The organism is Sphingorhabdus sp., from assembly GCF_040079335.1.
In the GTDB taxonomy this organism is placed as follows: domain Bacteria; phylum Pseudomonadota; class Alphaproteobacteria; order Sphingomonadales; family Sphingomonadaceae; genus Sphingorhabdus_B.
The window spans coordinates 1-15450 of record NZ_JBEBKL010000055.1 but is presented as its reverse complement, the minus strand read 5'-3'; the positions used below and the strand labels follow the sequence as shown (position 1 = coordinate 15450).

Here is a 15450-nt window from a genome sequence, read left to right as displayed (position 1 = left end):
GGGACCGTTTGGCGCACAGCGTCAAATGGTGGAGGGGACAGCGACGGTGATATTCCCCTCCGTCAGTTGCTGCGCAACTGCCACCTCCCCATCGCAAGTCGATGGGGAGGATAAGGCCGCATCACCGCCGCAAGGCAGGCCCCAATTCCTCGATCTTGTCGACCCAGATATAGCCGTTAAAGCCCTGTGCAATCTCGCCAAATTGGCGGACATCGGTGAGGCCTTTGATTTCGCCATCCGTCACATCCTGCGCGATGATCACCGTGGTTTTGACCTTCGCCATGCGTTCGAGGAAACGGTTCGGCCAGCCCCAGAGCGCGAAACCGAGCTCATCGAGTGTCAGCAGCATCACCCCATTGGCGCAGCTTTCGGGTACGGAGCCGAGAAGCGAACCGCGATAGTCCGCCGCGCATTGCCGTGCCTTGGCGATGGTGAAGGCGCGCATCGCTGGGTGTTCGGCCTTTGCAACAACAACCGCGGCGTCGTCACCGATCAGGATGTGGCGGCGATCCCCGGCGGGCAGGGTGGCGAGCAAGGCCTTGGCGGCATCAGCGCCCTCGGCTCGCCAGAACAGTTCGGGGCGCGAGAGGCTGTAGGCGGTGGCCGCGACATCGGGGCGTGGCTGGGCGAGATCGGCGGCGCATTGGCTTTCGAACTGGCGCACCGGCACCAATGACCCATCGGCGATCTCGACCGGCACATGCACGGCATCCGCCTCAGCCCCTGCCGCCAGTTGCAGCGCCGCGAGGTCAGGCCCGACCGCGACTGCGCCATAACCGGCATTGGCCGCCGATACGCAGCCATCGGACCCCAGTACCGGTGCGACGCCTTTGTCCGCGACCAGCTTCGGCCCGCCCTCGGGTGCGTCCGCCAGCCAGCTGGCATGGAGCAGCGTGAAGGCGAAGAATAGTGCTGTGAGGGCGAGGACGATGATGGTGGTGCGCTTGGAAACTCTCATACCTTCAAAGCCGCCTTCGCGTCTTCACAATCCTTGGCGATCTGGGCGATCAGCGCGTCGAGGCTGTCATATTTCCCTTCGGGCCGTAGGAAGGCGTGGAATTCGCACGCGATGTTCTGGCCATAAAGATCGCCGTCAAAGTCGAAGAAATGCGGCTCCAGCAATTCTTTGGGCGGTTCGAATTGCGGGCGGATGCCGACATTGGCGGCGCCATCGAGCACGCGGCCATCAGGCAGTTTCCCGCGCACCGCATAGACGCCGTAGCGCGGGCGGAGGTAATGGCCCATGTCCATATTGGCGGTGGGAAAGCCAAGGTCGCGGCCATTTTTATCGCCATGCTGGACGACCGCCTGGACGGCAAAGGGCCGGGTGAGCAGGCGCGTCGCGGTTTCGCAGTCACCGGCCTTCAGCGCGTCGCGGATGCGGCTGGAGGAAATCACCCCGCCTTCGTCGACCACCGGCCCGACCGTGGTCGCGGTGATGCCATGTTCGGCACCCAGATCGCGCAAAACCCCGGTATTGCCGCCGCGTGCCTTGCCAAAGGTGAAATCCTCGCCGGTCACCACGCCCGAAACGCCCAGCCGTTCGGCGAGCAGTTTGATCACGAAATCCTCCGCCGTGGTTGCGGCAAGTTCGGCGTCGAAATCGAACACCAGCATCGCATCAGCGCCTGCCTCGGCAAACAGGCGCTGGCGCTGCTCGAGCGAGGTCAGCCGGAACCAGGGGACGTGCGGCGCGAAGAATCGCACCGGGTGCGGATCGAAGGTGGCGATGATCGCAGGCTTGCCCGCGGTCTTGGCCTGCCGGATCGCTTCGCCCGCCACCGCCTGATGGCCCAGATGAAAGCCATCGAAATTGCCCAGCGCGATCACTGCCCCGCGCAGGGCATCGGGCATCGGTTCGCAGGCGGAAAGGCGGGGTATGCTCATGCGGCGGGAGGGGCCTTCGCCATCGGCTTCAGCCCATCGCGCAGCACACGTATGGCATTGCCGCCCATCACCGCACGGATTTCGTCAGGGGTAAAGCCTGCGTCGAGCAGTGCCTGCGTCACCTGCACCAGTTTCGAGGTGTCGAAACGCACCGTGGTCGCGCCGTCATAGTCCGAACCAAGGGCCACATGCTGGATGCCGACCAGATCGCGGACATGCTTCATCGCCTTGGCCACCGATTTGGGGTCAGTGTCGCAGATCGCACCATCCCAATAGCCGATGCCGATGATGCCACCGGTCGCGGCCACGCCCCTGATATGCTCGTCAGACAGGTTGCGGTTGACCTTGCAGGTCGCCTGTACGCCACCATGGCTGGAGACCACCGGGCGGCGCGCCATCGCCAATATTTCGGTGACGCACTGGCGGCTGCAATGCGCGATATCGACGATCATGCCTTTCTCTTCCATCCGCCGGATAACCTCACGGCCCAGCGGCGTCAGCCCACCCTTTTTGATGCCATGCATTGATCCGGCAAGCTCATTGTCGAAGAAATGGGTAATGCCTGCCATGCGGAAGCCGGCGGCGTAAAGTTTGTCGAGATTTTCGGCTTTGCCCTCGAGGTTTTGCAACCCTTCGATCGACAGCAACGCGCCCACCTGCGTTGCGCCTTTGATCGTGCGGCGCGCGAGCAGACCGTCAACGTCCGCCGGCGTCGCAACCTTCGAAAGGTCGTTATCGGCTTTCAGTGCCCGATCAAGCTTTGTCGCGTGCCACAAAGACCGCTCCAGCAGCGAACTCCATGTCCGCACCGGCTGCATCTGCGCGACGGCCAACAAAGTGATATTGTCGCTATCCGCATCATTGGCGTCGTAATTTTGCCCCTTGGGCGTCTTCGACACGCTGGAGAAAACCTGCAGCGCGACATTGCCCGCTTCCAGACGGGGCAGATCTACATGCCCACGGTAGGCGTGTTCGAGCATATCGCGCTTCCACATCAGCGTGTCCGAATGGAGGTCAACGATCGTCAGTGTCTTGTGTAGCGCAATCGCCTCGGTGCTCACCTTGGGCAGCGGCTTGCCGTCGACCTTGTTCATCGAGCCTTCGACATAGCCCGGCGCTATTCCGAAAAAGCCAACTGCGCCGATGGCCAGCAATGCTGCAAATCCCCAAAGCCATTTGCGCATGTGCTATTCTCCCTTGCGCACCAGTGTTACGAAATCGAAGGCAGGCACGTCGATGTCGGCCTTGTGCTTCTCGCGCGCAATTTCTTTCCACTGCTTTTTGTCGAACCCCTCCAGCATCGTATCGCCCTTGGGGGAAGCCCTCACTTCGGTCAGCTCAACACGGTCAGCGCGTGCCAGGAACAGCCGGTAGATTTCAGCGCCACCAATGATGCAGACATGCGGTCCATTGGCGAGTTTCAGCGCTTCATCGATCGAATGCGCAACTTCCGCGCCTTCTTCGGCCCATTCCGGATCGCGGGTCAGCACGATATGGCGGCGCCCCTCCAACAAGCCCGGCAGACTGTCAAAGGTCTTGCGCCCCATGATCATTGGCAGGTTCTTGGTCACCTGCTTGAAATGGCGAAGGTCGGCGGGGATACGCCAGGGCAGATCGCCATCAGAACCGATTACGCCATTGTCGGCCCGTGCAACTACCAATATGATTTCGGGATGATCCATCGCCTGACGCTCTGCCTTATCCGTATCGGCGATACAAGTCAGCGATAGAGGCGGGTGACATGGCCCATCTTGCGACCGGGGCTGGGCTCGCCCTTGCCGTAGAGGTGGACATTGGCATCATCGTCGGCGAACAGCCTTTCCCAATTATCTGCATCCTCGCCAATCAGATTGTCCATTTCGACACGATCTACCATCAGGTCGGTTGCGCCCAAGGGCAGGTTGCACACTGCGCGGATGTGGTTTTCGAACTGGCTGGTCGCGGCACCTTCGATCGTCCAGTGGCCGCTATTGTGCACGCGCGGAGCCATTTCGTTGAACAGCGGGCCGTTGGCCGTTGCGAAAAATTCCATCGTCATCACGCCGACATATTCCAGCTCATCTGCGGCGGCGGCAGCAAGCTTGCGCGCTTCGGCCTGCTGGTCTTCGATCAGCGGCCCGGCGGGCAGTGTCGAATGTGCCAAAATGCCGCCTTCATGTCGGTTGCGCGGGCTATCCCAGAAACGGATCTCGCCATTGGTCGCACGCGTCAGGATTACCGAAAATTCGGCGTCGAAACGGATCATGGCCTCGGCAATGGAGGGCTGGCGTCCAACCTGCGCCCACGCTTCGGATATGTCGCGGGGTTCGCCGACACGTGCCTGTCCCTTGCCGTCATAGCCCATGCGGATGGTTTTCAGGATTGCGGGGAAGCCGACTTTTTCGAATGCGGCACTCGCATCCTGCCTCTCGCCGACGATTTCGAACGGCGCGGTCTTGCCGCCCAGACGACTGGCGAATAGCTTTTCCTCCACCCGGTCCTGCGCAATTTCCAGCGCTTTGATATTGGGCCGGATCGGCGTGCCTGCTTCGATAACGCGCAAGGGTGCCACGGGCACATTTTCGAATTCATAGGTGATGACATCGCAGCTGTCGGCAAATGTCGAAAGCGCCGCCACATCTTCATAGGGCGCACAGGTGAATTCGGCGGCCACCTCGGCGGCGATCGAATTCTCTTCGGGGGCATAGATGTGGCAGCGATAGCCCATCTGGGCGGCTGCTATGGCGAGCATTTTCCCCAATTGCCCGCCCCCCAATATGCCAATGGTAGAGCCTGGCGGCAGCGTCGTCATTCTGGGGTCTCACTGACAGAATCGGTTTGTGCTGCGCGCCATGCGTCCAATCGTCCAGCCAATTCCGGGTCGCATGTGGCCAGCATAGCTGCAGCTAGCAATCCGGCATTGGTTGCGCCTGCCTTGCCTATGGCCAGCGTGCCCACGGGGATTCCGGCGGGCATTTGAACAATCGAAAGCAGGCTGTCCATGCCATCGAGAGCCTTGGATTGTACCGGAACGCCGAGCACCGGAAGCCGCGTCATCGAGGCCACCATGCCCGGAAGATGGGCCGCCCCGCCTGCCCCCGCAATGATGCATTTCAGGCCTCGATCGGCAGCTGTCTTGGCATAGCTGTAAAGCCGGTCTGGCGTGCGGTGCGCCGACACCACCTTGCATTCATGCGCGACACCCAGCGCAGCGAGCACCGAGGATGCCTCCCGCATAGTTTCCCAATCCGAGCGGCTGCCCATGATGATGCCGACCAATGGTGCTGTGCTGTCCACCTGATGCCCCTGATTTGCCCTTCTGTACCAAGGTCTAGCTCTGTAGCGACGGCTTTCCCCAAGCGCAATTGCCGAAGCCAGCCTTGGCCAGAGACGTAAACAGTTGCAATTTATTCAGAAATACACTGTATGCGCAAAAAACAAGGACTATCCGGGCCGCAAAACATAACCGGGGCCAAGATGCTAAAGCGCAACGATCAAATTTCTCCTGCCAATGCGAACGATCGCAGCGACGCGCTCGTGCGCGAAAACCTGCAATTGAAAGCGCGGGTTGCCGAGTTGGAACGGCTGGCGACGATCGACACGCTGACACCATTGTTCAACCGCCGCTATCTGATGCAGGAACTCGACCGCTGGTGCTGGCGCGCGCATCGCTATGGCGGAACCTTCGGCCTTCTCTACCTTGATGTCGACCGGCTGAAGCAGGTCAATGACACGCATGGTCATGTCGCTGGTGACAATGTGCTCTGCGCGATTGCGGAGGCACTGTCATCGGCAACGCGCAAGTCGGATGTCGTGGCGCGCATGGGGGGGGACGAGTTTGCAATCCTGCTCGATTCGATTACGGCAGACAAGCTTGCGGAAAAGGCAGAATCAGTCCGCAAGCGGTTAACCGCGTTGCCGGTGCAGACAGCGGGACCGATCCTGAAAATCGACGTGTCTGTCGGCCATTGCCTGATCGAGTCCGGTTCGCGCGCCAGTGAGGTGCTGATTGAAGCGGACCGGGCGATGTATGCGGACAAGCGATCCAAATATGGCGAAGACGCGCGCTAGCGCTTAGCGTTCCGACAGATAATAACGGTCAGTCGCGTTCAGCGCCGTGTCGAGTTCATAAACAATCGGCTGTCCGGTCGGGATTTCCAGACCGGTGATATCCGCATCAGAAATGCCCGACAGATGCTTGACCAGCGCGCGCAGGCTGTTGCCATGTGCCGAGATCAGCACGGTCTTTCCGGCCTTCAATTCGGGCGCAATTACGCCCTCCCAATAAGGCAGCACGCGCGCAATCGTATCCTTCAGGCTTTCGGTATTGGGGATGGCGATCCCTGCATAACGCGGGTCTTTCGACAGGTCATAGGGCGAATCGGCGTCGAGCGGCGGCGGCGGAATATCAAAGCTGCGGCGCCAGATATGCACCTGTTCATCGCCATGCTTCGCCGCAGTCTCTGCCTTGTCGAGCCCGGTGAGGCCACCATAATGGCGCTCATTGAGGTGCCAGTCTTTGGTCACGGGCAGCCAGAGGCGACCCATCGCCTCAAGAGCCAGATTGAGGGTCTTTATCGCGCGGGTCTGGACGCTGGTGAAGCAGGTGTCGGGTGCGATGCCTTTGGCCTTCATCAACTCGCCCGCCGCCCAGGCTTCGGCTGCACCCTTTTCGGTTACATCGACATCCCACCAGCCGGTGAAGCGGTTTTCGAGATTCCATTGCGACTGGCCGTGGCGGATGAGGATGAGCTTGGGCATATTTGGTCCTTCGGGCTTCGTTTGGGCGAGCCTTTAGCGGGGAGGGTTCGGTTGCACAATGCACCATGCTTTTGGCGGCAATGATGTGAGGTTTATTTCACACGAAGGGCGCGAAGATTTAATGTGTCGGCTTCAATCTTAACCAAGCCCGACCATCGCCAGCAACCCGTCATAATAATCGCGATAGTCAGGGTGAATATCGACTGGAAACAGCCAGCCGCCAAAGCTGGCCCAATAGGCCAAAGCCACAGGCACTGCTCCCCATGCAGCCACGCGTGCCGCGCGTTCCTTGCCGCGAAAATGCAGGATCGCACCCAGATGCGCTCCGACCGAAAGCACAGCGAGCGCATAATAAGGGTAAAACCACCACGCCATTTTGGGGTGCTGCAATGGACCCGACACCCACCAGAAATTGGTATCGAGCCCCGCGCCATAGCGGGTGTAGAGCGCTGCGCCTGTGTGGTTGAAAATGAAATAGGCGAGGTAAAGGCCGCTCGCCAGCTGCAGCCTCGCCCAGCCGCTCTTGCCCGGTTCGCGCCAGCGGCGCAGGGCCAAACGGATTCCGAGGCCGATTTGGAAAAGGAGTGCCGCGATCAGCAGCGGCTCGACCAGCGCGCTGCGATAGATCCACTGCACCGATTTGAGCGCCGCATTGTGCGCCTCGGGCCCGGCGAGCGCGAACAAATGGATCGCCAGATGGCTGAATACGAACAGCGCGATGACGCTTCCGGTGATGCGGTGCAGTTTGCGGGTCATGCGACGATCCTTGCCAAAACGAATCAATATGGATATTAAATATCCGAATTGAGCCGATGTCGCAAGCACGGGCGACGAACATAGGTCAGGTGTTTCGCTATGAAGATGAACAAGGGCGTCGAATGGGCGGTCCATGCCTGCGCCTTGCTGGCGCCTTTGGGGGCAGGCAGGGGCGTGAGTCTCGCGGCGCTCGCCGACTATCATGGTGTACCCCTGCCCTATATGGCAAAGCAGATGCAGCTGTTGAGCAAAGCCGGAATTGTGCGCACCAGCCGCGGCCATACAGGTGGCTATGCGCTTGCCAAATCCCCGCAAGAGATCAGCCTTTGGGACATCAAGCAGGCCGTCGATGGCAATGCGCCCGCTTTTCGTTGCACCGAAATCCGGCAACAGGGGCCTTGCGCCGTGCCCCGCGCCGACTGCCGCACGCCTTGCGCGATTGCCGCCGCCTTTGGCAGAGCCGAAAACGCCTATCGCGATCTGCTGCGCCAAATCCGCCTCAGCGACATTCTCTCTGATGTGACAGGCGAAGGCAATGCGCGGCACATGCTCGACATGCTTCGCTGGTACGAGGCGAATGTAACTGTGCTGCCCGAGAAGAAGACTAAAGCGACAGCGTCATAAACCGGCTGAACGGGTCTTCTTTGTAATCCGCGAACGGGCCGCAATATTCAAAACCATATCGCAGATAGAGGCCATGCGCGGCATCAAAGGCAGGGCCCGATCCGGTCTCAAGGCTCAGCCGTTTATAGCCCCGCGCTTTCGCTGTCGCGATGATATGCTCCAGCATCGCTGCCGCTGCGCCTTTGCGCAATTGATCGGCATGAGTCCGCATGGATTTGACTTCGCCTACGTTAGCATCATGCTGCTTCAATGCCCCGCAGCCCATCAGTCTGTCGTCGTTCCACACGGACCAGAATGTCACCCCCGGCCCCTTCAACCCCTCAAAATCGAGGAAATGGCAACTGTCCTTGGGCGAATTCGCGAGCATCCCCGCAAAATGTTCTTCGAGTAGTGCGCGAATTTCAGGCCCGGTCAGATCGTCTTCGATGATGCGCATCGGCTGGTTTCAAACCATCTCCGCCATCGTCGCCAGACATTCCTGCGCCAGCAGCTTGCAGCGCTCGGGTGACCAGCCCTGCTCGGGGTCGTTGGCGTCGATGGTATCCTTGAACGGCATTTCGAGCGTCATCGACACGCAGCCGTGCCCCTTGCCCATTTTTGACTCGCCGAAGCGTTCAGCGAGCTGGTTGGTCGACATGGTCAAGTTCGCCTTGCCGGGCCCGGAAATTCCATAGCCCAGCTTGGTCTGGAAATCGGGGGTGCGTTCAGCGAGGCGGTTTACGAAGCGTGTGTAGCGTTCGCCTTGCGCGTCGGTCCATGACGGAATGCCCTCAAAGCCCGCCATAAAGGCGGCGGGGATGGCTTCGTCACCATGCACATCCATTGCCCAATGCACGCCGGTTGCGTCCATCGCGTTGCGGATCGCCAGCACTTCGGGGCTGCGTTCGGCGCTGGGTTCGGCCCATTCACGGTTAAGGTTCACCCCGACATAGTTGGTGCGCAGATGGCCGCGGCAGCTTCCGTCCGGATTGCAATTGGGCACGACATGGATGCGGCATTTTTCGAGCAACTGGCGCGCGTGCGGATCGCTGGGGTCGGTGAGCATGTCCAATGCGCCTTCCATCCACCATTCGGCCATGCTTTCGCCCGGGTGCTGGCGGGCGTAGAGCCAGACTTGCGTCGGCCCTTCACCCATTTCGAGGCAATCGATCGGCTGGCCCTCCAGGCTGGTGCCCAGGCAGCGATAGTCGACTCCTTCGATTCCGGCGGTTTCTGAAACCAGATCGTGGTGCCGCTCCATCGAATAAGGTGCGAAATAGGCGAACCAGGCGAGGCCCGAAACGCTGGTGTATCGGATCGTCAGCGTTCCGCCTGCTTCGGCTTTGTCATAACTGGTTTCGGCGCGGCCCCAATAGTCGCGATCTTCGGAGACGCAGGCGCGGTAATCGGGCCAACCACCGGGATAAGCGCTTTTTTCAAGGCCGGTGATCCGGAGCACCATTTCCTCTCCCGCCTCCGCAACGACGCGGAAGTGGAACCATTGGAAAAAGTCCGAATCCTTGTCCTTGCGGATCGTGAGCGTTGCGGTTGCGCCTTCGATCGATGCGACGACGATATTGCCGCTATCGAAAGCGGCGTTGATGCTGTGAATGGTCATGGGGCGTGCTTCTATGCGCAGAGACGTCCTTCGACAAGCTCGGGACTTTGGTGACAAACGTCGTCAGGGAACAGTAACCGTCTCGCCATTGGTTCCCGGAAAATCTTTGAACAGTGCCTCGGCCAGTTTCGATGAAGCGATCCCCGGCTGGGCGGCGGGCGAATTGAGCGCGCCGCGCTGCACCGCGCGGCCTTCCCAAATCACCAGATTGTCGGTGGTGCGCAAGATGCGGACATTCAATGCGGTTTCGATTCCGCGCTGGTCTCCCAATGCATTGAGGTTGACGCCCACCCCGACGCCGACACCGGAGCCGTAGCTGCCGGTCGATCCGCCGGCGCCTACCGATACGGGGCTGCGACTGTTGCCGCGAAACTCGATGCGGCTGAGTGTCACTTCTGCAACAACATCGCCCTGGTCGAGCGCCTGCGTATAGCCGACGCGCAGCATCTCGCGTTCGACCGCCGCGAGATAGGGTGAAAGTTTCAGGCTGTCGCCCGCCGCAGCATCCCCCGGGGTGACCGAGAAGCTGCCCTTGCCATATACCACGCCCTCTGCGACGCGGTTGAAACGGGTAACCTCGACCGGGCCGGTTGGTATCATGCAGGCGGAAAGCGCGAGCGGCAGGAGGAGGAGCGGAGCTTTGCGGAACGGGTTCATCGCCAAACCCTATCCGCTTCGCCCGAAAGCCGCAATGGTGCTTGACTTTGAACCGACTTCCCCATAGAGGCGCGCCTTCAATTCCGGCCCTAGGCCCCAAGATTTACGGAACAGTTCGATGAAGATCGTCAATTCTCTCAAGTCCCTCAAGGGCCGTCACCGCGACAACCGCGTGATTCGCCGTCGTGGCCGTACTTATGTGATCAACAAGACCAACCGCCGTTTCAAAGCCCGCCAGGGCTGATTCGCCGGTATGTCAGGCATGCGCAGCATGCCAGCTTTGACCGCCCCGGAAAATCCGCGGGCGGTTTTTTGCGTTTGAGCACCCGTTGATGAATTGGGGAGAATGGCATGATTCGCGCGGTGGTTTTCGATGTCGGTCGGGTGCTGGTGCAATGGGATATGCGCCATCTGTTCGGAAAGCTGATCAGCGATGAAACCGAACTCGATTGGTTCCTGCAGAATGTGGTGACCACCGAATGGCATTTTCAGTCTGATGCGGGGCGGGCTGTTGCGGACATGGTGACCGAACGCAAGGCCGAGTTTCCCGACTATGCAGACCATCTCGATGCCTATGTCATGCGCTTCAATGAAACCATTCCGGGGCCAGTGACAGGGTCCTACGAAATCGTCGAGGAACTGGCGCACCGCAAAGTGCCGCTATTCGCGATCACCAATTTTGGTGCCGAATTCTGGGCCGGATTTCGCCCGACTCAGCCGATTTTTGACCATTTTAACGACATCGTCGTCTCGGGCGAGGAGAAGCTGCACAAGCCCGACCCGGCGATTTATCGCCTCGCGCTCGACCGCTTTGGATTGGGCTTGGGTGAGGGGTTGTTCATCGATGACAGCCTACCCAATGTCGAGGCGGCGAGGGCCAATGGGTTCCATGCGCATCATTTCCACGATGCCCCGTCGTTGCGCATCGAACTCGAAGCACTGGGGCTACTCTCGTAAAAAAGCGGGTTCCGACCACTTCCATTGCGCGTCAAGCTGTGCTTAAGGCCCAGTCGACTCTGCATCTGGAAGGACGCTATCCCACATGAATATTCACGAATATCAGGCCAAGGAACTGCTGGCGAAATTCGGCGTTGCCGTGCCCAAGGGCATTGCAGCACTTTCGGTTGCAGAAGCGGTCGCCGCTGCCAAGCAGCTGCCCGGGCCACTCTACGTCGTGAAATCGCAAATCCATGCGGGCGGCCGTGGCAAGGGCAAGTTCAAGGAACTGGGCCCCGATGCCAAAGGCGGTGTCCGCCTGGCCAAGAGCATCGAAGAAGTCGAAGCGCATGCCAGGGAAATGCTCGGCAACACGCTGGTCACGATCCAGACCGGTGCCGAAGGCAAGCAAGTCAACCGGCTCTACATCACCGATGGCGCCGACATTAAGCAGGAGTTCTACCTCGCTTTGCTCGTTGATCGTGCCACCAGCCGCATCGCTGTGGTTGCCTCGACCGAAGGCGGGATGAACATTGAAGACGTCGCCCACGACACGCCCGAAAAAATTCAGACCATCACCATTGATCCCGCATCCGGCCTGATGCCGCACCATGGTCGTAGCGTCGCCAAAGCGCTGGGTTTGACCGGTGATCTTGCCAAGCAGGCCCAGAAGGTGCTCGGTGGACTCTACGCCGCTTTCCTCGGCACCGATGCCGAGCAGATCGAAATAAACCCGCTTGCGGTTTGTGAAGGCGCCAATGGCGACGAACTGCTCGTTCTCGACGCCAAGGTCGGCTTTGATGGCAACGCCATGTTCCGCCACAAGGATCTCGCCGAACTGCGCGACCTGACCGAGGAAGATCCGGCTGAGGTTGAAGCCAGCGAATATGACCTCGCCTACATCAAGCTCGACGGCAATATCGGCTGCATGGTCAATGGTGCCGGTCTTGCGATGGCGACGATGGACATCATCAAGCTGAACGGCGAATTCCCTGCCAACTTCCTCGACGTTGGCGGTGGCGCCAACAAGGAAAAGGTGACCGCAGCCTTCAAGATCATTTTGAAGGACCCGGCTGTGAAGGGCATCCTCGTCAACATCTTTGGCGGCATCATGAAGTGCGATATCATCGCCGAGGGCATCGTTGCCGCGGCGAAGGAAGTGAACCTCTCGGTTCCACTCGTCGTCCGCCTCGAAGGCACCAATGTGCAGCAGGGCAAGGATATCCTCGCAAATTCGGGCCTGCCGATCGTTGCTGCCAACGATCTGGGTGATGCCGCGAAGAAGATCGTCGCCGAGGTACGCGCGGCTTGAGTTTGATACCCTCTCTCCTTCAGGGGATAGGAACGAGACTTGGCAGCTTGCTGCCTAGTCGCAGTGGAGAGGGGCTGCACCGCCCAATCCCCTCTCAAGACTTGCTTGGAAACAAGTTTCCAACCCAAGTCTTTCTCTCCCCTGAAGGAGAGAGAGTAGCCACTTGACGTTCACGTAAACGTCAAGCATAGGGCGCCAGATTTTGCACGGGCTATCCTGCCTGTGCACTTGAGTCGGTTAGGAAAGGGAGAGACCCCATGAAGATCCTCGTCCCCGTTAAACGGGTGATCGACTATAATGTGAAACCCCGCGTAAAGCCGGATGGCACGGGTGTGGATCTGTCGAACGTCAAAATGTCGATGAACCCCTTTGATGAAATCGCTGTCGAAGAAGCGATCCGTTTGAAGGAAAAGGGCGCTGCGACCGAAATCGTTGCGGTCTCGATCGGACCCGACAAGGCGCAGGAAACGCTGCGTACCGCGCTTGCTATGGGCGCAGACCGCGCGATCCTCGTGGTTGCCGAAGATGTCGAGCCGCTCGGCGTTGCCAAAATCCTCGCCAAGATTGTTGAGGAAGAGGCCCCTGGCCTCGTCATCCTCGGCAAGCAGGCGATTGACGATGACAGCAATCAGGTAGGCCAGATGCTGGCCGCCCTCACCGGTCGTCCGCAGGGCACCTTTGCCAGTGCGGTTGAAGTGTCGGGTGACAGCGTCAAGGTAACCCGCGAAGTTGATGGCGGCCTTGAAACCGTAAGTCTGAAGACTCCGGCGATCGTCACCACCGACCTTCGCCTGAACGAGCCGCGTTATGCCTCGCTGCCCAACATCATGAAGGCAAAGTCAAAGCCGCTCGCGCAGAAGTCCCCCGCCGACTACGGTGTGGACGTCTCTCCCCGCCTGAAGACTTTGAAGGTCGCCGAACCGCCGGTGCGCAGTGCCGGTATCAAGGTTGCCGATGTCGACGCGCTGGTTGCCAAGTTTAAAGAGATGGGAGTCGCATAATGGCCGTTCTCGTTTATGTCGAACATGACAATGCTTCGCTGAAAGACGCGACGCTTGCTGTCGTGACCGCCGCTTCGCAGCTTGGTGAAGTCCACGCCCTCGTCGCTGGCCATAATTGCAAGGGCGTCGCCGATGCCGCTGCAAAGATTGCTGGCGTTGCCAAGGTGCACGTCGCCGATGATGCCGCCTATGCCAACCAGCTCGCCGAAAATGTCGGCCCGCTGGTCGCCGGCCTGATGGGTCATCATGATGCGGTGCTGTTCCCGGCGACCGCGCATGGCAAGAACATCGCCCCGCGCGTCGCAGCCCAGCTCGATGTCATGCAGATCAGCGACATCCTGTCGGTTGAAAGCGCTGATACCTTCACCCGCCCGATCTATGCCGGTAACGCGATTGCTACCGTCCAGTCGTCGGACGCGAAAAAGGTGATCACCGTTCGCGGCACCGCTTTTGCCAAGGCGGCAACCGAAGGCGGCAGTGCCGCTGTCGAGGCCGTCAGCGGCCCCGGCGACGCTGGTACCTCCAGCTTTGTGGGTGCAGAAATCGTCAAGCTCGAACGCCCCGAACTGACGGCTGCCAAGATCATCGTCTCGGGCGGCCGTGCATTGAAGGATGGCCCGACTTTCGAAGCCACCATCTTCCCGCTGGCTGACAAGCTGGGTGCCGCCGTCGGCGCATCGCGTGCTGCGGTTGATGCGGGTTATGTGCCCAACGACTATCAGGTCGGCCAGACCGGTAAGATCGTCGCCCCCGAAGTTTATATCGCGGTCGGCATCTCGGGCGCGATCCAGCATCTGGCTGGCATGAAGGATTCAAAGACCATCATCGCCATCAACAAGGACGAAGACGCCCCGATCTTCCAGGTCGCGGATATTGGCCTTGTGGCAGACCTGTTCAACGCTGTGCCGGAACTGACAGCCAAGCTTTGAACATGCGATAATATGACACACGAAAAGGGCGGCCATGACGGTCGCCTTTTTTGTTTTGAGGAACGGGAGAGAAAAATGAGCCTGGTAACCACCGAAATCGAAGATGGCATTGCCGTCGTCACCCTCAACCGTCCGGAGGCGATGAATGCCTTGTCGCGGGGGTTGCGCGCGGAATTGGCAAAGGCGATGCGCGCGGTTGATGCCGATGATAGCGTCCGCTGCGTCATCCTGACAGGGGCAGGCGAGCGCGCCTTTACCGCCGGGCTCGACCTGAAAGAATTGGGCGCTGACACCAGCAATCTGGGGGCCGCCAATGCCGAGAGCGCCGACGAAAATCCGGTGAAGGCGATCGAGATCTGCCGCAAGCCCGTGATAGGCGCGATCAACGGGGTGGCCATTACCGGCGGGTTCGAGGTTGCGATTGCCTGCGACATTTTGATCGCCTCAACCAACGCCCGCTTTGCCGACACCCATGCGCGGGTCGGCATCATGCCCGGCTGGGGCCTGTCGCAAAAATTGTCGCGGCTGATCGGCATTTCGCGGGCGAAGCAATTGTCGTTCAGCGGCAATTTCCTTGATGCCGAAACCGCTTGTGCCTGGGGGCTGGTCAACGCGGTCGTGCCCGCCAATGAGCTGTTGGCACATGCCAAGGCGTTGGCGCGCGATATCGCCTCGGTCGAACCGGCGATGGTGCAAACCTATAAGCGGTTGATCGATGACGGCTATGCTTTGCCCTTCGGCGAAGCGATGGCGCACGAGGCCCGCGTTTCGCGTGCCGCCAACGGTCAGGTCAGCGCTGAAGAGGTCGAGGCGCGCCGTATGGCAGTGATCGAGCGCGGACGGACGCAGGGCTAGAAATCGGTCGATACCGTCAGCGCGAGCCCGTCAATGGGGGCGGCATTGCCGACCACTCGCTTGCGCCAGTCGACCTGCAGGGTGAAATCGGCAAAGCGGTTGTCGACCTGCGCCGATAGCGTTGGCCCTACATCCGCACGATAGGCGCCCTTCTGC

19 protein-coding genes are annotated in these 15450 nt (G+C 60.1%); 8 read left to right on the top strand and 11 right to left on the bottom strand.

Going from position 1 to position 15450, the window contains the following annotated elements:
- Positions 1 to 121: 121 nt before the first annotated feature.
- Genes ABL922_RS12670 through purE form a run of 6 tightly spaced genes read right to left on the bottom strand, consistent with a single transcriptional unit; the run spans position 122 to position 5130 of the window.
- Positions 122 to 958, bottom strand: a complete 837-nt coding sequence (locus ABL922_RS12670; RefSeq protein WP_349024572.1) for a hypothetical protein — start codon at positions 956 to 958, stop codon at positions 122 to 124.
- Complete coding sequence (locus ABL922_RS12665; protein WP_349024571.1) at positions 955 to 1887, bottom strand: bifunctional riboflavin kinase/FAD synthetase; 933 nt, start codon at positions 1885 to 1887, stop codon at positions 955 to 957. Before ABL922_RS12665 ends, ABL922_RS12670 begins: the two co-directional genes overlap by 4 nt.
- A complete protein-coding gene (locus ABL922_RS12660) occupies positions 1884 to 3071 on the bottom strand; it encodes a dipeptidase (protein WP_349024570.1) in 1188 nt (395 codons plus the stop codon). The genes ABL922_RS12665 and ABL922_RS12660 overlap by 4 nt, the downstream gene beginning before the upstream one ends.
- A 3-nt stretch (positions 3072 to 3074) precedes the next feature.
- On the bottom strand, positions 3075 to 3569 hold the full coding sequence (locus ABL922_RS12655) for a dihydrofolate reductase (RefSeq protein WP_349024569.1): 495 nt from the start codon (positions 3567 to 3569) through the stop codon (positions 3075 to 3077).
- 38 nt (positions 3570 to 3607) lie between these two features.
- Positions 3608 to 4678, bottom strand: a complete 1071-nt coding sequence (locus tag ABL922_RS12650) for a 5-(carboxyamino)imidazole ribonucleotide synthase (protein ID WP_349024568.1) — start codon at positions 4676 to 4678, stop codon at positions 3608 to 3610.
- The gene (purE, locus tag ABL922_RS12645; RefSeq protein ID WP_349024573.1) at positions 4675 to 5130 is read right to left on the bottom strand and encodes a 5-(carboxyamino)imidazole ribonucleotide mutase; all 456 of its coding nucleotides are present in this window, start codon (positions 5128 to 5130) and stop codon (positions 4675 to 4677) included. Before purE ends, ABL922_RS12650 begins: the two co-directional genes overlap by 4 nt.
- Positions 5131 to 5292: 162 nt before the next feature.
- Between purE and ABL922_RS12640 the strand changes: the two genes are divergently transcribed.
- Entirely contained in the window at positions 5293 to 5937 is a 645-nt protein-coding gene (locus ABL922_RS12640) for a GGDEF domain-containing protein (protein ID WP_349024567.1), read from the top strand.
- Positions 5938 to 5940: 3 nt separating this feature from the next.
- On the opposite strand, the gene gpmA is transcribed toward ABL922_RS12640, so the two are convergent.
- Together gpmA and ABL922_RS12630 are read right to left on the bottom strand one after the other, a co-directional pair.
- Positions 5941 to 6627 (bottom strand): 2,3-diphosphoglycerate-dependent phosphoglycerate mutase, encoded by a 687-nt coding sequence (gene gpmA / locus ABL922_RS12635; protein ID WP_349024566.1) that lies wholly within the window; start codon positions 6625 to 6627, stop codon positions 5941 to 5943.
- A gap of 138 nt (positions 6628 to 6765) precedes the next feature.
- Positions 6766 to 7383 carry a hypothetical protein gene (locus tag ABL922_RS12630; protein ID WP_349024565.1) on the bottom strand — a complete coding sequence of 206 codons (618 nt, stop codon included), beginning with the start codon at positions 7381 to 7383 and terminating at the stop codon, positions 6766 to 6768.
- 99 nt (positions 7384 to 7482) lie between these two features.
- On the opposite strand from ABL922_RS12630, the gene ABL922_RS12625 reads away from it, so the two are divergent.
- Positions 7483 to 8007 carry an Rrf2 family transcriptional regulator gene (locus tag ABL922_RS12625; protein ID WP_349024564.1) on the top strand — a complete coding sequence of 175 codons (525 nt, stop codon included), beginning with the start codon at positions 7483 to 7485 and terminating at the stop codon, positions 8005 to 8007.
- On the opposite strand, the gene ABL922_RS12620 is transcribed toward ABL922_RS12625, so the two are convergent.
- The 3 genes from ABL922_RS12620 to ABL922_RS12610 all read right to left on the bottom strand — a co-directional run bounded on the left by ABL922_RS12620 (position 7988) and on the right by ABL922_RS12610 (position 10261).
- On the bottom strand, positions 7988 to 8443 hold the full coding sequence (locus tag ABL922_RS12620; RefSeq protein ID WP_349024563.1) for a GNAT family N-acetyltransferase: 456 nt from the start codon (positions 8441 to 8443) through the stop codon (positions 7988 to 7990). The two genes, ABL922_RS12625 and ABL922_RS12620, sit on opposite strands and share 20 nt — an antisense overlap.
- Positions 8444 to 8452: 9 nt before the next feature.
- Positions 8453 to 9604 carry a M14-type cytosolic carboxypeptidase gene (locus tag ABL922_RS12615; RefSeq protein WP_349024562.1) on the bottom strand — a complete coding sequence of 384 codons (1152 nt, stop codon included), beginning with the start codon at positions 9602 to 9604 and terminating at the stop codon, positions 8453 to 8455.
- A gap of 63 nt (positions 9605 to 9667) precedes the next feature.
- On the bottom strand, positions 9668 to 10261 hold the full coding sequence (locus ABL922_RS12610; RefSeq protein ID WP_349024561.1) for a DUF4136 domain-containing protein: 594 nt from the start codon (positions 10259 to 10261) through the stop codon (positions 9668 to 9670).
- 118 nt (positions 10262 to 10379) lie between these two features.
- On the opposite strand from ABL922_RS12610, the gene ykgO reads away from it, so the two are divergent.
- The 6 genes from ykgO (at position 10380) to ABL922_RS12580 (ending at position 15294) form a co-directional block, all read left to right on the top strand.
- The gene (gene ykgO / locus ABL922_RS12605) at positions 10380 to 10505 is read left to right on the top strand and encodes a type B 50S ribosomal protein L36 (protein WP_029724010.1); all 126 of its coding nucleotides are present in this window, start codon (positions 10380 to 10382) and stop codon (positions 10503 to 10505) included.
- 107 nt (positions 10506 to 10612) lie between these two features.
- Positions 10613 to 11218 carry an HAD family phosphatase gene (locus tag ABL922_RS12600; protein ID WP_349024560.1) on the top strand — a complete coding sequence of 202 codons (606 nt, stop codon included), beginning with the start codon at positions 10613 to 10615 and terminating at the stop codon, positions 11216 to 11218.
- An 85-nt stretch (positions 11219 to 11303) separates the two neighbouring features.
- Complete coding sequence (sucC, locus tag ABL922_RS12595; RefSeq protein WP_349024559.1) at positions 11304 to 12509, top strand: ADP-forming succinate--CoA ligase subunit beta; 1206 nt, start codon at positions 11304 to 11306, stop codon at positions 12507 to 12509.
- Positions 12510 to 12766: 257 nt separating this feature from the next.
- Positions 12767 to 13510, top strand: a complete 744-nt coding sequence (locus ABL922_RS12590) for an electron transfer flavoprotein subunit beta/FixA family protein (RefSeq protein WP_349024558.1) — start codon at positions 12767 to 12769, stop codon at positions 13508 to 13510.
- Entirely contained in the window at positions 13510 to 14439 is a 930-nt protein-coding gene (locus ABL922_RS12585; protein WP_349024557.1) for an electron transfer flavoprotein subunit alpha/FixB family protein, read from the top strand. Before ABL922_RS12590 ends, ABL922_RS12585 begins: the two co-directional genes overlap by 1 nt.
- Positions 14440 to 14514: 75 nt before the next feature.
- On the top strand, positions 14515 to 15294 hold the full coding sequence (locus tag ABL922_RS12580) for an enoyl-CoA hydratase (protein ID WP_349024556.1): 780 nt from the start codon (positions 14515 to 14517) through the stop codon (positions 15292 to 15294).
- The last annotated feature ends 156 nt before the right edge of the window (positions 15295 to 15450 follow it).

Excerpts from the sequence above, each read along its gene's own strand:
- ABL922_RS12670 (WP_349024572.1), bottom strand. The coding sequence starts at position 958 with ATGAGAGTTTCCAAGCGCACCACCATCATCGTCCTCGCCCTCACAGCA.
- ABL922_RS12665 (WP_349024571.1), bottom strand. The coding sequence starts at position 1,887 with ATGAGCATACCCCGCCTTTCCGCCTGCGAACCGATGCCCGATGCCCTG.
- ABL922_RS12660 (WP_349024570.1), bottom strand. The coding sequence starts at position 3,071 with ATGCGCAAATGGCTTTGGGGATTTGCAGCATTGCTGGCCATCGGCGCA.
- ABL922_RS12655 (WP_349024569.1), bottom strand. The coding sequence starts at position 3,569 with ATGGATCATCCCGAAATCATATTGGTAGTTGCACGGGCCGACAATGGC.
- ABL922_RS12650 (WP_349024568.1), bottom strand. The coding sequence starts at position 4,678 with ATGACGACGCTGCCGCCAGGCTCTACCATTGGCATATTGGGGGGCGGG.
- purE (WP_349024573.1), bottom strand. The coding sequence starts at position 5,130 with ATGGGCAGCCGCTCGGATTGGGAAACTATGCGGGAGGCATCCTCGGTG.
- ABL922_RS12640 (WP_349024567.1), top strand. The coding sequence starts at position 5,293 with ATGCGCAAAAAACAAGGACTATCCGGGCCGCAAAACATAACCGGGGCC.
- gpmA (WP_349024566.1), bottom strand. The coding sequence starts at position 6,627 with ATGCCCAAGCTCATCCTCATCCGCCACGGCCAGTCGCAATGGAATCTC.
- ABL922_RS12630 (WP_349024565.1), bottom strand. The coding sequence starts at position 7,383 with ATGACCCGCAAACTGCACCGCATCACCGGAAGCGTCATCGCGCTGTTC.
- ABL922_RS12625 (WP_349024564.1), top strand. The coding sequence starts at position 7,483 with ATGAAGATGAACAAGGGCGTCGAATGGGCGGTCCATGCCTGCGCCTTG.
- ABL922_RS12620 (WP_349024563.1), bottom strand. The coding sequence starts at position 8,443 with ATGCGCATCATCGAAGACGATCTGACCGGGCCTGAAATTCGCGCACTA.
- ABL922_RS12615 (WP_349024562.1), bottom strand. The coding sequence starts at position 9,604 with ATGACCATTCACAGCATCAACGCCGCTTTCGATAGCGGCAATATCGTC.
- ABL922_RS12610 (WP_349024561.1), bottom strand. The coding sequence starts at position 10,261 with ATGAACCCGTTCCGCAAAGCTCCGCTCCTCCTCCTGCCGCTCGCGCTT.
- ykgO (WP_029724010.1), top strand. The coding sequence starts at position 10,380 with ATGAAGATCGTCAATTCTCTCAAGTCCCTCAAGGGCCGTCACCGCGAC.
- ABL922_RS12600 (WP_349024560.1), top strand. The coding sequence starts at position 10,613 with ATGATTCGCGCGGTGGTTTTCGATGTCGGTCGGGTGCTGGTGCAATGG.
- sucC (WP_349024559.1), top strand. The coding sequence starts at position 11,304 with ATGAATATTCACGAATATCAGGCCAAGGAACTGCTGGCGAAATTCGGC.
- ABL922_RS12590 (WP_349024558.1), top strand. The coding sequence starts at position 12,767 with ATGAAGATCCTCGTCCCCGTTAAACGGGTGATCGACTATAATGTGAAA.
- ABL922_RS12585 (WP_349024557.1), top strand. The coding sequence starts at position 13,510 with ATGGCCGTTCTCGTTTATGTCGAACATGACAATGCTTCGCTGAAAGAC.
- ABL922_RS12580 (WP_349024556.1), top strand. The coding sequence starts at position 14,515 with ATGAGCCTGGTAACCACCGAAATCGAAGATGGCATTGCCGTCGTCACC.